General features: G+C 68.9%; 9 protein-coding genes and 1 pseudogene. 2 read left to right on the forward strand and 8 right to left on the reverse strand.

Translation table 11 applies throughout. The features are described from left to right. Window positions 1-97 precede the first annotated feature (97 nt). A complete protein-coding gene (locus ACWIF2_RS21190; RefSeq protein ID WP_454362149.1) occupies window positions 98-892 on the reverse strand; it encodes a DUF1868 domain-containing protein in 795 nt (264 codons plus the stop codon). A 318-nt stretch (window positions 893-1,210) separates the two neighbouring features. Between ACWIF2_RS21190 and ACWIF2_RS21195 the strand changes: the two are divergent. Both ACWIF2_RS21195 and ACWIF2_RS21200 read left to right on the forward strand, forming a co-directional pair. Then, a pseudogene (locus tag ACWIF2_RS21195) lies at window positions 1,211-2,039 on the forward strand (IS5 family transposase). A gap of 529 nt (window positions 2,040-2,568) precedes the next feature. Continuing rightward, window positions 2,569-2,724: a hypothetical protein gene (locus ACWIF2_RS21200; RefSeq protein WP_454362150.1), complete on the forward strand. Its 156-nt coding sequence runs from the start codon at window positions 2,569-2,571 to the stop codon at window positions 2,722-2,724. 486 nt (window positions 2,725-3,210) lie between these two features. Here ACWIF2_RS21200 and ACWIF2_RS21205 read toward each other — a convergent pair whose 3' ends face one another. The 7 genes from ACWIF2_RS21205 to ACWIF2_RS21235 form a co-directional block, all read right to left on the reverse strand. Next, complete coding sequence (locus ACWIF2_RS21205) at window positions 3,211-3,858, reverse strand: hypothetical protein (protein WP_454362151.1); 648 nt, start codon at window positions 3,856-3,858, stop codon at window positions 3,211-3,213. A 44-nt stretch (window positions 3,859-3,902) separates the two neighbouring features. Beyond that, complete coding sequence (locus tag ACWIF2_RS21210; RefSeq protein ID WP_454362153.1) at window positions 3,903-6,047, reverse strand: KAP family P-loop NTPase fold protein; 2,145 nt, start codon at window positions 6,045-6,047, stop codon at window positions 3,903-3,905. A 40-nt stretch (window positions 6,048-6,087) separates the two neighbouring features. Further along, entirely contained in the window at window positions 6,088-9,033 is a 2,946-nt protein-coding gene (locus ACWIF2_RS21215) for a Helicase associated domain protein (RefSeq protein ID WP_454362164.1), read from the reverse strand. A 107-nt stretch (window positions 9,034-9,140) separates the two neighbouring features. Further along, a complete protein-coding gene (locus ACWIF2_RS21220; RefSeq protein WP_454362155.1) occupies window positions 9,141-10,160 on the reverse strand; it encodes a TniB family NTP-binding protein in 1,020 nt (339 codons plus the stop codon). After that, the gene (locus ACWIF2_RS21225) at window positions 10,154-12,334 is read right to left on the reverse strand and encodes a Mu transposase C-terminal domain-containing protein (protein WP_454362157.1); all 2,181 of its coding nucleotides are present in this window, start codon (window positions 12,332-12,334) and stop codon (window positions 10,154-10,156) included. The genes ACWIF2_RS21220 and ACWIF2_RS21225 overlap by 7 nt, the downstream gene beginning before the upstream one ends. 14 nt (window positions 12,335-12,348) lie before the next feature. Beyond that, the gene (locus ACWIF2_RS21230) at window positions 12,349-13,056 is read right to left on the reverse strand and encodes a TnsA-like heteromeric transposase endonuclease subunit (RefSeq protein ID WP_454362159.1); all 708 of its coding nucleotides are present in this window, start codon (window positions 13,054-13,056) and stop codon (window positions 12,349-12,351) included. 114 nt (window positions 13,057-13,170) lie between these two features. Next, on the reverse strand, window positions 13,171-15,570 hold the full coding sequence (locus tag ACWIF2_RS21235; protein ID WP_454362161.1) for a Helicase associated domain protein: 2,400 nt from the start codon (window positions 15,568-15,570) through the stop codon (window positions 13,171-13,173). Between the last annotated feature and the right edge of the window lie 506 nt (window positions 15,571-16,076).

Below are 16,076 nucleotides of genomic sequence, written 5' to 3' on the forward strand. Positions count from 1 at the left end.
TGGCAGAACGTCACAAACGGCGGCGAAGCCCGCTGACTGAACGGCCCCGGCTGCGCAGCCGGACCTTCTCTGCCGGCTCATCGGCGATCGGAGCGGATCAGGCCTCCGGCAGCCGCCACAACTGCGGGAACGCAAGCATGTCGTCGAAGAGGTTGAACGCCGGGTGTTCCATGGTCACGGTGGCGGCGTCGCCGGTGAAGAGTGCCGAGCACTCCGCGGACAGTCGTTCCATGGGCGGCACGTCGGATGCCAGCGGCTTGACCAGGCGGTAACCCTGCGTCGAGTGGAACTGGTAGGTCTCGAAGTTGGACGCCCTGATCTCCAGCAGAGCGCTCAGCTCGCGTCGGATCGTCCAGAGTGTGTTGAACGTGGCGTCGTCGGCGGGGGTGAGGTCCATCGTGAAGTTGGCGTCGAAGGGACGGTACCCCTTGACCTTCATCGTGATCGGCCCGACCGGGGTCAGCGTCGACTCCTGGAGGCGTGCGAGGATCCGCTGCGACACCTCGGAGACATCCGTGCAGTCGGCGAGCCAGGCCGGGAGCCGCTTGTTGCTGATGTCGTCCTTCGACGTGGCGTCGAAGACCGTCATGTGCATGCTCTGGTGCGGCAGGCAGACGTACTGCTCGGCGATGGAGGACCGCCGCATGATCTTCATCGCCTCGGTCTCGGCGTGGAAGAAGGCCGAGTCCTGGGGCACGGGACAGACAAACGTGTTGCCGCGGAAGCGCTGCGCGTTGCCGTCGAGGTCCCACTTCTTGCCGGGTCCGGCGGCGAGCGGCTCGCGCTGCTTGGGGCGCTGTGAGGCGGCAGCCGCGGTGGCCGGGACAATCGCGAGACCGGCAGCAGCGCCGGCAGCGCCGAAGAGGACGCCTCGACGGTCGGGGATAGACATGTCACTCCTGGTGAGTTGGTGGCCCAGACACGCGAAGGGTGCCGGGCCGACCTGAACGTCGAATGGACCCAGGGCTACGCCCATACGGATGCACCGGCCCCAAGGCACCGTCTGTACATGAGCCTCGAAGCGAGGCCGTAGCAGGCAGCAAACCACCACGATGTGCGCGGCGATCGGCGAGCGCTCCCGTGCCGGGAAACGATCTCCCCGAGCGCGGGAAATGATGTGCACCGGCTACGGAACCAGCGCTGGCCCTGGACTTCCGTCGGTGCCCCTAGGTCGTGTCCGCAAAGTGGCGGCGTCGTTGGTCTGTCCGTGGTGCGACGTCATGAGCTGACCGATGAGTCATGGACGGTGATCGAGCCGTTGCTGGCTCCGTCTCGGATGGGCCGTCCGGTCCGGGACCGCCGTCAGGTGGTCAACGGCATTCTCTGGAAGCTGTCCACCGGTGCGCCCTGGCGGGACCTGCCCGAACGCTACGGGCCGTGGAAGACGGTCTACGAACGCTTCCGCCGCTGGTCATCCGACGGCACCTGGGACCGGCTCCTGGCCCACGTCCAGCAGTCTTGCGACGCCGTCGGCGCCGTGGACTGGACGGTGGTGTGCGTGGACTCCACGACCGTGCGGGCTCACCAGCACGCGGCCGGGGCCCGAAAAGGGGGCCTGGCCGGGCGAGGCGATCGGCCGGTCCCGCGGCGGGCTGACCACGAAGATCCACCTTGCCTGCGACAGGCAGGGCCGACCGCTCGCCTTCACCATCACCGCCGGGAACGTCAACGACTGCACCCAGTTCGAGCAGGTCACGGCCCGCATCAGCGTCAGCCGCTGCGGACCCGGCCGGCCCAGGACCCGGCCCGAGCGGGTCGTCGCGGACAAGGGCTACTCGTCCACGAAGATCCGCTCCTACCTGCGCCAGCGGGGCATCAAAGCGGCGATCCCGGAACGCATCGACCAGATCAACGGCCGCATCCGCAGAGGCGAAAGCCACTGCCGGCTCGACCGGCCCGCCTACCGGCGCCGCAATGTCGTCGAGCGTTGCTTCAACAAGCTCAAGCACAACAAAGCCCTGGCCACCCGCTACGACAAACTCGCCCGCCACTACCAAGCCATGGTCACCCTCGCCTGCCTACAACTCTGGCTCCCGTGACATTGCAGACACGACCTAGGCCACCATTAGCCGAATCCGGTCCCGGCACGAGTCAGCGACCCGAGCCTAAGAGCCGAGAGCCCGGCGGCAGCACGCCCCAGCGCCTGCTGCTGCCAGGCGCGGGCAGGGCTGGTGCCAGCAGGCCACGTGGCCCCGCCTGGCCTGCCGGCACGCGGGCGAGGCTGAGCGGCCCGCCGACGGACCGACCCACGGCCTCCCTCAGGGCCCTGCGAATCCCGGGGCCGCCGGTCGCCGGCCGGTCAACCGGAGAAGGGCGCGGTCCGGCGGGAGCAGGCCCTGGACTGTGCACGCGTTGCCAGTGTCGCCGGTCCGACGAGCACAACCCCGCAACGACAGGAAGCCCTCCAGAGACACGCTCAAGGGATGGACGTCGGCCGCAACAGGGCCAGTTCGTGTCCTCACCCGTCACGGCGGTCACCTCCGGGCGTCATCCGAATGGCCTACACGGGTGGCCTCATGCAGTTGTCTTCATGAGGCTGGTCCAGGGGCTACCCGAATGGAGGCAACTATGGGTATCGGCGACAAGCTCGGTGACGCGGCCAAGAAAGCACGGGAGACCGGCGGCAACCTGATCGGGGTTCCGGTGACGCCTACTGCTGACGCCAAGGAGGAGGAGCCTGACTCGACGCAGACACAATCGGAGGACGACACCGATAAGGAATGACGCGAACATCAACGCATCATCCTTCCGGCCGCCAGCACCACGAAGCGCGCCTTCCGGCCATGAGCGGTGGAGAAGAAGCCCCACGCTCACCCATGCCTTACGGCCGGGAGATCACATGGAGTGCCCGACGGGCCTTTGAGGAGCGGCCAACGGCGAGCTTCCCGGCGTCCCAATGCCTACACGCACGCCAGTGCGATGCCGCTGGTCCGGGGCAGCGAAAGACCCCGGGCCGTACAGTGCGCCCGGGGTCCGCCCAACAGCGTCAGGATGCCGCCCACTCCAGCCCGAGGCCGGCGAGCGCAGCTGTCCAGGGGCGGTTTTTCTGATCAGTAGGTTGTGGGTTTGCCTGGGTTGATCAGTTTGCTGCCTGGTGGTGGTAGCGCTTCAAGCCCCGGTTGCTGCGGCTCGGCGACGGAGGGAATGGGGGCTTGGGCTGTGTGCTGAGCTGGCGCTTTGTCAGGTGGAGTGAGTGTTGGTCAGCTGTGGTCACTTTCTCCGCGTGGTGATCAGGCTCGTTGAGTGTTGGTATGCGCTGGTTGTGTTGTTGGTGGGGTGGTTGATCCAGTACAGGGCGGTGTCCATGTCTCGTGCGGTCCAGTTGTGGATCGGGGCTGGGGCGTCGGCCAGGAGCTGATCGATCGCTTCTATGTAACGGCTGTACCGGCCGGGTGCGTGGCTGAGGGTGATGCCGAGGGTCCGTAGTCCGCTGTGGGCTCGGCGGTCGTAGACGGCCATGCGGTCTGGTGCGGCTGCTGTGAGGACGGCGGAGGCGAGGGCGTCACCCGTGCGGAAGCCGGGTAGTGAGGCCAGGGCTGCTCGGCCGGCTTGTGCTGCCGAGCTGCGGCTGAGAGTGGTGTCCCGGGCGGCGGTCGTGGCCGCGGCGGTTGCGCGGCGTACGTCGGCGTCGGCGAGTGCCAGGAGGTCGGCGGCCCAGGGTGTATCGGCTCTGAGCCGTTTCCACATCAGCAGTGCTCCGATGTCGGCTTTGCCGATGTTCCCGCTGTCGCGTGCGCGTTGGGCCACGTGTTGCAGCGTTTCGTCGTAGTACGGGCTGACGGTGTCGGTGTAGGTCTGGCGGGCGGAGACGAGGCGCTGCCATTGCTCGGGTGCGAGGGCGAACGGTCTGTTTGTCACGGCTTGCTGCTCCGTCTTGTCCGGAGGGATGGGGCAGGGGGTGGTCAGCCGCTGACAGGGGTGTTGCCGCGGTGTTCGCGCAGTGCTTGGAGGATGCGGGCCCGGTGTTCTTCCGGGGAGTTGTCGGGGTCGGCCGCGGGGGTGTCGAGGAGTGGGCCGAGGCGGCTGTACAGCGCTTCGAGGCCGATGAGCGCGTCGAGGCTTTGCAGGGTGGCGTCGTCGATGACCGGAAGCGGGGCCCGGTCGGGCGGTAGGAGCGTGGCGAGGAGGTCAAGCGAGTTCCACCCCTGGTCGAAACGTTGGTTGATCCAGGTCCGGCAGATCTCGGAGTCGGTGTGACGCCACGCCCAGATGAGGGTGATCTCCTGTTCGGTGAGTCCGTGTACGGGCCGGCTCGCGGCGGGGGTGAGGTGCCGGGCGATCTCGTGGCTGATCAGTGAGCGGGCCTCACCTACCCAGTCGAGGGTGGCTGCTGCCTGTGGGCGGTCCGGGGTGTCGGAGTCGTTGCGGCTTGTGACGCGTTGGAGGGTGCGAGCAGCCAGGACGGCTCCGTCAGGGGTCTCGGCCATGGTCTTGAAGATTGCGGACCGGTCGGGATCGGCAAGGTCGGTCAGGAGGTCTTTCGCGAGGAAGTCCATGGCGCGGTCCGCAGTGAACAGGCCGAGGGCCCCTTGAGGGGCGGCGGTGAGGTGGCCGTAGTGCGGAGCTGCGGCTTTGAGGAGCGCGGCCGCCGGCAGGGGGGCACCGGCGTCGCGTTTGTAACCGATGCGGCGGGTGATGCGCTGGGTGTCGTCGCGCAGGCGCAGGAGGAGTTCGTCTGCTTCGGTGCCTGGGGTGTTGTCGGCCAGTTGCTGCAGGGCGGTGTCGAAGGTGTGCTCGGGAAGGTCGTCGTCGGGGACGCCGAAGACCATGTACCGGTCGAAGTAGTCGATGCTGCCGATGCCGCGCCGCCGCGCGATGGCCTGAAAGTTGATGCCATGGCCGAGAGCCTGCCGGACTGGTGCGAACAACATCCCCATCAGGCCGATCACGCCGTCCAGGTGCTGCTCGGCGACGCCCGCCTCCTGCAGCCTGGCACGCCAGCGCTCGATGCTCTGTTCGGGCCGCTCGTCGCGGCGCGAGGGCAGGTTCATGCTGGTGCCGGTGAGTTCGGCTCGGTGCTGCCACAGCAACTGGTAGGCACGGGGCTCGCTGGTGCGCAGGAAGGTGACGATCAGGAAGTCGACGATGTCGACGTTGCCGGTGAGCTGGCCGAGGGTGGCGTCCACCTGACCGAAGAACCGTTTGATGGCGCGCGGGGTGCGCAGCCGGGCCTGCAGGTGCCGGTAGTAGGCCTCGGAGAGCCGCTGCTGCTCGCCGGGCGTCAAGACCAGGCTGTGCGACGCGAGGACTGCGGCGAGGGAGCGGTCGACCAGGAGGTCGGCGTCGCGCTCGCGGAAGGCGGGAAGATCCAGCCGGACCTGGATGATCTTCTCCAAGAAGTCGCGTGCGCGCGGCTCGCTGTTACCGACGAGCTCACTGCGTTGCAGGACGTCCAGAAGGGTCCGTTCGTCGAAGCTGATCAGGTAGTACACATTGGGCAGATGCCCTACCAGGCGTACCAGCTTGAAGACGACGAGGAGCTCCTCGGGGGTGAGGCGGTCCAAGTCGTCCATGACGACGAGGACCGGGTGGCCCGCTTTGCGCAGGGCTTCCCCGGCTTTGTGTTTGGCGGCGGATGCGCTCGTGTCGCCGCTGATGCGGTTGCTGACCTCCTGGATCAGCCCCTCGGAGTCCAGGCCGAAGAGAGCAGTGACCTTCCCCAGAGGACTGATGGCCTTGCCGAATCCGCCGATCTTCTCTCGCGCCTCGGACCACCGCCCGTTATCTGGGAGGGCTTCGCGGATCTCGCTGAACAGCGCCAGCGTGAGCGACTCCAGATCGGAGTACAGCCACGGGTTGAGTTCCGCGACCAGCCAGCCGTCATCGCTGGCTGCGCCGTCCCGTAGGCGGCGTGTCACCTTGCCCAGGACGCTGGACTTGCCCGAGCCCCAGGGGCCGATCAGCGCGAGGACTCCGGTTTCGGTCTGGTTCCTTACCCGGTCCATCAGGTTGATGACATGTTGGGCGTACTGTCCGTGTCCGAGCAGGTCAGGTCCTTCCTCGTGGTCGAGGAAGGGCTCGTCGTTGAAGAAGCGCGCGTCGGCCATCTGCTCATTGTCGGGACAGGGCTCAGCTCGGGTACGGGCGTTAGCGAATCAGGTCGGGGGCGATGCCGATGCTGACCAGGAGGTGTTGTTGGTCGGGGTGGAGGAGTAGCCAGCCACGGCGCTGGCTGTGGACCCAGTTTCGGGCTGCCGGGTGGCGGGGGTGGGTGTGGGCGTGGTGGTAGGCGCGTTGCCACAGGATGGGCCAGGGCGGGTTCCACCAGGGGTCGATCGTGGCGAGTGCTTGCTGGGTGGGGGAGGGGCTGCTGCGTTTCTTCGCGAGTTCGCGCTGTCGGTTGAGCCATTCGCCGAGGGGGAAGCCGTCGTGGACGGTCTTGATCGGCGGACAGAGATGGCCGTGTTCGCTAGCCCAGGTACGGGCGTGAGTGAGGGCTTCGGCATGGGGCCGGGGGCGGGGGCTGGGCGGCCACTGTCCGGCGGTCTGAGCGGTGATGCCGATCGTGTTCAGCAGGTGCTGCTGGTCCGGGTGGAGCTGGTCGTACTGGAGGCATGCCCGGGTGATCCAGCTGCCCAGGACGGTGCTTGGGGCGGGGATGCGGGCTGCGGGGTCGAAGGGGCAGCCCGCTTTGACGTGGTCGCGGGCGCGGTAGTAGTTGCGCTGCCAGTGCAGATCCCAGGGTGGGTTCCACCAGGGGTCGATCGCGGTGAGCTCGGTCAGGTGGGGTGAGGGCGGCTGTCCTGCTCGGGCGCGTTGTTTGGCTCGGTTGCGTTGGCTGAACAGCCACCAGCCGAGCTGGAAGCCGTTGTAGAGGGTGTCGCGGGGGGCGGCGAGGTGGCCGTGTTCAGCGTGCCAGGCCCGGGCGTGGGCCAGGGCCGCCTCGAAGCCCGGCCTCAGATCGGGGCGGTGCCCCAGATGGCTGCGGGGCTCGCGGGGACGCTTCAACTCGGCGGCACGCCGAGCGTGACGCCGACCGGTCAGAGCCGCAGGGTCTGCAAGCCTTCTGACGCGGCTCGCCGTGTCTTCCATGTCCAAGACCCGATCCACAGCCGATGTCTTCGAGGTCGCGCGCGAGTGTTCCCGGGCCGCGCGGGCTACGCCGGCAGCGATGCCGATGTCGGTCAGGAGTTGCTGCTGTTCGGGGTGGAGCTCGTCGTACGTGGCGCACTGGCGCCATAGCCAGTCTGCGGTCCCAGAGTCGTTGAGGTCATCAAAGCCGTTCTCGGCCCGGAGGAAGCGACTGTCTACGGCGTCGCGGGCGCGGTAGTAGTGGCGCTGCCAGCGCAGGTTCCAAGGCGGACACCACCAGGGGTCGATGGCGTTGAGGTCTTGGGCGCGGCCGACGGGCAGGGGCCGGTTGCCGGTGCGCTGGTAGTTGCGTTGGTTGGCGAGCCACTGTCCCAGGCGGAAACCCTCGTGGACGGTTGCGGAGGTTACGGACGCCAGGCTGCCGTGTTCGGCGGCGTAGGAGCGGGCGTGGGCGAGGGCTTCTTCGGCTCCGGCCTTGAGGTTGCGTCGTCTGGGCCGGGCAGCGGCTGCCGTCGCGGCGTCGATACCGATCTCGGCCAGGAGCCGCTGCTGTTCGGGGTGAAGTGCGGGGTAGCGGGTGCACTGCAGATACAGCCATTCGCCCAGGCTGTAGCTGGTGGAGGGAAAGCCGCGGGCCGGCTTGAGCGGGCCATGGGTTTGGGTGTGGGTGCGGGCTTGGTGCCAGGTGCGCTGCCACAGGGTGCTCCAGGGTGCGTTCCACCATGGGTACAGCGCGTGGAGGGCGGCGGCTTGGTGGGCGGGCATGCGGGTGTGGCGGGTGCGCAGGTTGGACAGCCACGTGCCCAGCGGGTACTCCCCGAAAGCGTCTTCCTTGGGGACGGCCAGGTGCCCGTACTGCTGGTGGTAGACACGGGCGTGGGCAAGGCTTCTCTCGAAGGCACGTTCGGCTTGGAGGCTGTGGCCGCGCAGCCGTTTGACCGGCCGTGGCTCCGGCTGGCCGCTGTCGGCGGCTGATCGCGGTGGGGGCAGAAGGTCGCTGAGAGGGCGGGGCCGGTGTGCCGAGTGCACCCTCCACAGTGTCTTCTGCGCCGCGGGTGTGGGGGCGGCTCGGGTGCGTACGCAGGAGTGGGCCCAGGTGAACAGCGGTCCGTGGGCGACGTCGGCGAGGTGGTGGGCGAGCCAGGGCCGCTGGAGCTGGTCGGCGAGTTCAGCCAGCAGGGCGGGTAGCTCGCCGAGACGGTAGGGGAGATGCCCGCCCGATTCAGTAAGGATGCGTCGCTGCAGGGGGTGGCAGGCCAGCAGGCGTGCGAGGGCGACGGTTTCGGGATAGGTGATCAGGTCGCGGGCGGCCACCTTCCACCAGCCCGGATCGGCGTCGTCCGGTCGCGTGGCGTTGAGACGGGCCGGCCACGCCCGTTCCTCGACCGGCCAAGGCTGGTCCCACCAGGAGTTCGTGACGGCGCGGGCAACCTGGAAGGCCCGCGCTCCGGTGGGGGAGCGACGCAGCAGCCGAACATGCCACCGCTGAGCGTCGATCACCTCCGGGCACTGGCCGAGGGGCACGGGCAGGCCGCTGGTGTGGGGCAGGTACAGCAGCCAGTACCGGTGGCGCGCGCAGACCCGCTCCTCAGGTGCCAGGTACCGCCGGGCAGGTACGCGGCGTCCGGTGCGGGCGGCGGTGCAGGCGGGGCAGGCCGGTCCCCAGGCGGCGACGGCCTCCTCGCCGCGCATCAGCCGCCCGACCGGGCCGGCCCCGTACTTGCCGCACGGCTCTTCCCGCCTCCATGCGGGCAGGGCACGCTCGAGCACCCGCGGTGGAACGCGGCACAGCGTGGCAACGCGGTTACGGGCCTGGGCGTTGAGGTGGATCTCGCTGTCCGGGTACAGCATGCCGGTGAGGTTCTGCAGGCCGCCGAGGTCGGTGACGGCGGCGAGCAGGTCGCGGAGGGTGAGGTGGTAGCGGGCGGCGAGTCTGGTCAGGAACGACAGCGTCAGCTCTCCCCGCTGCGGGGCCACCCGTCCTGCCGCGCCGCCGACCATGGCAGGCACGACCGCGCCGGACGCTGCCGCCCTGCGCGCCGCACGCCCATCCCCGGGCACGCCGCTGGGTGCGGTATTGCTGCGCCGGTGTGCCATGCCGGATGCCCCTACTTCCGCCGTGTGGGCCGGGCCGGCCGGGCCTGGGCTTCAGCGGCGGCGTCGAGCTCGACCTCGCTCAGCAGCTGCTTCGTGATCCGCTCGGTGCCTTCGGTGAGGGCGATCAGGGCGGCTTCGCGGATGAGGTGGGAGAGGCTGCCGATCCGCCCTGCGGTGCGGGCATGGAGGTAGGCGGCGTGCTTGACCAGGGTCCCGGGCCGGTGCGCGCGCAGCCGCAGCAGGTCTTCCATGGCCCGCACGAGGTCGTCCCAGACCGCCCGGTCCTGCTCGGTCGCATACGCCAGCGGCCGGTGGCGGAAGAGCTTGAAGCGGCCGGCGATCTGCGCCCCGCGCACCCCGCTGAGCAGTGAGGAGGTCTCGATGTCGATGGCGGAGTAGACGAAGGTGGCCGGGATGCGTTCGCCGAGGTACTTGAGCTGGTCGGAGGTTTCCGCTCCGGCGCGCCGCTGGGTGTCCAGGAGGTGGACGTCGTCGACGAGGACCAGCTGGGTGCCCAGTTCGCACAGCAGGTCGCACACGGCGCCGGTGATCTGGGTCTGGTTGAGACGGTCGGTGACGGGCATGCCGAGGAACCGGGCGAATTCGCTGACGAGCATCTTCGGGGTGGCGGCCGGCGGCACGCTGATGAACAGCACAGGCCTGCGCTCGGCCTGTCCTGGGTGCTGGCGGGCGTCGGCCAGATGGAAGGAACGCCCGAGCGCCATCATCGTGGTGGTCTTACCCGTCGTGGCCGGGCCGGAGATGATCAGACCGCGTCGGGCACCGGCCTGTTGGCGGCGGTTGACCAGCAGCAGCCGGCGTACGGCGGTGAACACGCTGTCCATGGCGGGGGTGCGCATGACGGCGAGTTCGGAGTGGTAGTCCTCGCGCTCCGTCTGGGACCAGGCGGGATCGTCGGCGTCGCGCACGGGTGCCGGGGGACGGTGGACAAAGGCATTCCACCCCTGCCACACGGTCGGAGGGACCAGCGGGGCGAACCCCGCGGCGTCGTTCGAGAGCGGACTCACCATTGCAGGGATTCCTCGAAGGGGTCGTAGACCGTGACCTTGGCCCGACGCGGAACAGGTACGCCGGCTTCCTGCACTGGAGCCGCTGAGGAGTCGCTCGGCTGTGCGTGTTCAGCCGACCAGGTGCCCACGGCGTCGTCGGTCAGGGGCCCCTCGTCGTCCTCACTGTCGTCGAAGACGTCCTCGTCGGCAGGCTCGAGCGCCCCAGCCTCCGGCTGCTGGCCGTACAGGATCCCCCACACCGCACCGTCGGTTGCGGCGGTGCGGGCGCGGGCAGCGACGACCTTCTCCCGGCGGGTGCCCTGCCCGGCGGCGGCGCGCTCCAGCAGCTCGCGCAGGGCGAGCGCCAGGTCGTGTTCGTGCTGGGCGCGGTCTGCACGGCGGGCGACGGTGCGCTTGATGTGCTGCCACGTGAAGTCGGTGAACGGGGTGCTGATCAGGGTGTGGTGGATCCACGGCACGGCCTCCCACCCGTATCCGCGTGGCTGGTCAGGCTTCGGCAGGCGTACCCAGACCTGGCCGGGCGCGTGGGGGTTGTAGTGGATCTCCCACAGGCCGTCCGCCGCCGGCGAGGGCTCGCCGCGGTAGGGGTTGAGGACCTTGTGGTCGTAGGTGCGGTAGTCGATGCGGATGCCGTAGTCGTTGATCTTCTGCCGCTTGAGGGGCATCAGCTCGATGTAGTCCTCGCGCCCCAGCGGCACCGGCACGTACCCGCACACGGCGACCAGCGCCGCCCACATCTCGTTCGGCGTCAGGGCACAGCGGGGCATCATCGGGTGCCGCAGCCCGTCGTGCTCGCGCTCCTGCCACCCGCAGATGATCCACTCCTGCAGCAGGTCGTCCAGCTGGGCCAGCGTCCACACCGCCTCGCCTTCGGCGTCCTTGCCGCGCTCGCCGGTGTGTGAGCCTGTGTAGCCGGCCACGTGCTGTACGAACAGCGTGTTGATCGAGGAGAAGGTGCGCTCCACGTGTCCCTTGGCGGGCCCGTTGCCCGGCGGCGTGGGCTGCACGGAAATGCCCAGCGACTCGCAGGCGGCGATGAACGAGGAGGAGACGAACACATTGCCCTGGTCGACCACGATGGTCCGCGGGGTGATCACCGGCTGCGCCGCGGCGCCTTCCAGCCGGGCATCCACGCTCAGCAGCCGCTCGTAGGGCACCACCGAGTGTTCCATCGCCAGCGCTTCGGCCCAGCCGGGCCGCATCGGCGCCGGGACCATCATCTGAGCCAGCAGCTGCGCCGCGTCCACGCTGCGGGTCCCTTTCGCACGCAGCACGGCCGCGCAGATGGTGCGGGTGGCCACATCGAGCGCGAGGGTCAGCTCCGGACGCTCCACCACCCCGTCATCGAGCACCACGAAGGCGTCCAGCACGGTGCTGTCCATCATCACCAGCTCACCCGGCGCCATCACCGTCGTCGGCACGAACGGGGGAGCCGGCCGGGCTGAGCGCCAGCGGCGCTGCCGCGCACTGTCCAGCAGCCCGCGGCCGTCGGCGAGGGCGTGCACGAGCCGGTTGAACGTCGCACTCGACGGCAAGCGCACCACCCCGTCTCCGTACTGCTCGGCCAGCAGCCGCTCGGTGTACATCCGAAGCCGTCCCAGCGTCCCGCTGGAGCGCTCCCGCCCGGCCTCCAACACCTCCCGCAGGGCGGCCACCACCCGCTCGTCCGCACGCCCCAGGACGGACCGCAGCCGGGTGGCCCGGTGATCCACCAGCCCCCACACCCCGTCCTGCCGGTAGCGGGCCCGCATCCGCCGCACCGTCACCGCGCTGGTGGGCATGCCGGCCGCGGACAGCTCCGCCGCCTTCGCCTCCTCGCGCTGCGCTAGCGTCCGCGTCTGCGGGTCGTACTCCGCCCGCGGCGAGCCTGCGGCATCGGGCCCGCCCGGCCGCCCTGTCTCCACCTCCCGCACATGCCGCTCCCAGACAAACGCCCGCTCCCGCACCGCCTCCGGCAACGACTCCAGCAAGCCCAGCGGCGGCACCCTTGAGACTCCCGGAGCATCCAGGACTTCGAACCCCGCATCGGCGAACAGCAGCGCCAGCAAAACCGCCGCTACCTCACCGCCCTCGGCGACCAGCCGCGCCTGACCGTCAGCAAGGGCCGCCACCGTCCAGGTACGCCCCCCGAACCGCACCTGGCTCCCCAGCTCCACCACCGGCCTGCCCGGCATCCCGCTGCCCGCCCTCACTCTGCCGCCTGCGCCCACACCGGCATCCGCTCATGCATCGCCACCCCCAGGTCCGCCGCCAGCCGTCCCGCCCACAAGGCATGGAACAGCGAGGGAAGCACGATCAGCGGATCCCCGATCCCGCGTACGCCCTCCCACAGCGGCGCGGGCTCGGCGAACGCTTCCTGCAGCGCGGCAGCCAGCAACTGACCACCGTGGTGCCGTGGGTGCCGGTACCCGGCCAGCCAGGTCACATTGCGCCGGTAGATCGGGTCGACAGGCCCGAGCACCCAGTACCGCCAGCCCACCGCCGTACAGATCTCTCCGACCACCGCAGCAACAGACCGCTGACGCCGAGACAGCTCTCCCCTCCCTGTGCAGTCGGCGAGCACCCCCTGGCCATCGGCCAGCCGCAGCATCAACTGAGGAGCATGCGCCCGCACCCCGCTCGGCACATGCCACCGCAGTTCAAGCGGCCGGGCGGCCATGCCGCTGACGCGCGGGTCGCGGTCGAGGAGCATCACGTGCAGCCGCATCGCAGCGGATCCGTAATGCACCAGCCGCCCCGTGGTGGACGACCACCACCATCCCGGCGCCAGCCGCTTGCCTTTGCGGGCCGGGAACGGCTTCAGCGGCGGACGATTTTCGAAGACCACCTCGGCGGCGGCTGACGACCATCTCCAACACTCCCTAGCCCCGCCCGCAGCATGGAACAGCACATCCACCGACTCGACTTCGAGCCGCCGTGTCCCCGCTCCGTCCCACCCGGCATCCTGCATACAGAACCAAACGGCTTATCGGCCCATCCGGTAATGGGCATGCCCGTCCATCGGCACATCTCAGCGCCCGGACTGTTCTGCAGCCCAGCTGTAGCCCAACTCGGCGAGGGCGGCGAGCTTGTCGGGGGTGAGCTTGGCGCGCCTGCTCTTGCTGTTACTCAGAAACACCCCAAGCCGGACCTCTGTGCCATCCTCGAGCCGTTCTACATGCCCTCTTGGCACGGTCAGGTGGCCCTCGCGGGTTTTGTACTGGGTGAGGGCCGCAACACCACGCTGGAAGGCGCCGGAGGCCGTCTTGGGGGCCTTGGCGGGCGTCTCTTGCTCCGGCGGGAGCGGTGTGATGCCGAGCTGCTCGAGGAGTTGGCGCTGCTCGTCCTTCAGTCCGTGCCAGACGGTGTGCTGGCGTTGCTTGTGGAGCCACCGGCCGACGTCCATTCCATGGACTGTGACGCCCGGCTCCAGGTACGCGAGCTCGTTCTCTTCGGCGAGCATTTCCCGCACCGCGGCGTAGTGGCGTTGCCAGTCCGCCGGCCACTCCGGGTCCCAGTGCTCATCGACGGCCTCCAGTGCCGCCCTCCACTCGGGGTGCCCGTCCAGCGCCCCGGGCCTGCGCAGGTTGGACAGCCATTGCCCGATGGGCCGGTCGAGCATGGTGGCGGTGCGGGGCGCGCACAGTGTCCAGTGCTGTTCGTAGTAGGCCTTTGCGGCTTCCAGGTTCTCCTGGAACCGCTCGTCGGCCATGGACCAGATCATGCCGAGCCGCTCGAGCCGCCGGGCGCGTTGGCCGCTCATCTCCCCGGCCGCGTAGGCCCTGCGCTGCTCTGCCACCCACTGCCCGAGGGGTGTCGCCTCCTCACGATGCCCGTAGGGCACGCGGGCATGGCCCTCCCGCTCCACGTACGCCTTGAGCTTCGCCCAGCCACGCGCCCAGTCCTGCCGCTCGGTGTCGATCACGTTGAAGGAGACCCAGTTGGCGACCATCACGGGGTCACGTGGGGCCGCGAAACGGAGCAGCAGGCGGGATTCTTCCTCGCCTTCCTCAGGTTCCGTGCCAATATTTACGGACGGCTGCGCCATGTCCTTCCGAGGCTCCTGCGGGATAGCGAGCAGTTCAACGACTTCTTCATCATGAGCCCGCAGCCCTTCAAGAACTTTTACCAAGGGACGGTACGATCCCGATCCGATCATGTCCTCTGGTGTTTCTCCCGGCTGGAGGAATACCGGCACGATCAATGAGGCGAGTTTTCCCTGTCCGGGCTTCTGCCGGAGCGCGCGGCCGATGGCCTGGACGATGTCGTGCGGCGCACCCTTGGGGTCCAGCAGGGCCACACTGTCCACCGCGCGGATGTCCACGCCCTCCCCGAGGACGCGGCAGTTCGAAAGCACCGCCCGCCGCGCCGTAGTACCGAACGAGCCCAGGACTTCCCGCCGGTCCTCGGGGGCGTGCTCGCCGCACAGCCAGTCCGCCCACATCTTCGCCGGGTACTTCTCCGGCTCGTTGGCGTGGAGCTTCGCCGCGACGCGCTCGAGGCCTTCTGCGTAGGCCTGTGCCTCGATGGTCCGGTGGTGGAAGGTGATGCACGTGCTGAGGCCGTGTTGCGCCATGGTGTGCAGGAGTGCGGCCTGGAGAGCCCCGAGCCGCTGTCCGCGGACTTCCTCGGTGTACCGGGCTTCGCCGTAGAGCCGCTCGGGGGTGAGGGCGGGGTCCTGGAGCTCGAGGACGATGATCTGGTACCGCGCCAGCAACCCCCGCGACACGGCCGAGGCGAGTGACAGCTTGTACAGGACAGGCCCGAAGACCTTCTCGTCGTCCATGGAAGCCGCCATCTCCCTCGGCAGCGGATCCCGCACCCCCTCGGCAACCTCCCGACTGAGACGCTCCTCCCAGATCCGCGGGGTGGCCGTCAGGTACAGCCGACGGTAGGCCGGGATGACGGCCTGGTCGTGGATGTCCGCCCACGCCTTACCCATCGACCCGGAAGTCCGGTGCGCCTCATCAACGACCGCCAGGTCTACTGGATCAAGCTGCTGGCCGTAGACACCTTCGAAGGCCTCCGCCAGGACACCCAGCGACGCGTACGTCGCGTAGATGGTGACCGGTCCCTGCCCGTGCCACAGCGCCAGCTGCACCGGGTTGGTGGTGGAGCGCACCTTCAGGTTCCACAGCTCCGGATCGTCCTGGAGGGAGCACACAGCAACCGCCGGCCCCCGATGCCCCACCTCGTGCCACGCCTTGACTGTCTGCGCCAGCAGATCCAGCGTCGGCACGAGCACCAGCACCCGCCCGCGGGGCACAATCCGCTTCGCCGACGCCGCAGCAATGATCGTCTTCCCCGTGCCGCACGCGGCGTGCACTTGCCCGCGCAGACCGTTGAAGGGAATACCACCCGGCGGGAGATCGAGACCGCGCACGATGGCGGCAACGGCCTCGACCTGGTGATCACGCAGCTTCACGGCCATGCCCCGTGTTCTCCTTGTCGCGGGATGTCGCACGTAATCAGAACCGGGATTCCGACTGTGGCGGATGCGGCTCGGGGGAGCAGTGTCTCATCCCAGATACTACACAGCGCATCACAGTGATGCAGCACCTTGGGTCCACTTCTACCTTCAAGGTGATACCCGGTCGAATGCCATCCGGGAACGGCCGGTTGTCCTGTACGCTGAGATTTCCGTGGAGCTTGGCCACGATGGACTTGGGGGAGTTGAGGAAGCGTCAGGGTGGAGCGAAGCGGAGCCCGTATCCGGCGGAGGAGGTGCCCCGATCCAGCCCCGATGGGCCGTCACCTCCGTTATGGGGGTGGTGATCTGGTTTCCCAGTGGCTACACAGACCCGCGCGCGATGCACCCTCCTCTTGTAGCCGGCCCCAGGAATCCCGCTTGCGGGATTCCTGCAATTCGCGCTTGCGCGAATTGACACGCTTTCAGAATTCCGCTCGCGGAATTCAATTCCCGCGCTTGCGCGGGAA

It is taken from the genome of Streptomyces sp. NPDC055506 (assembly GCF_053643595.1).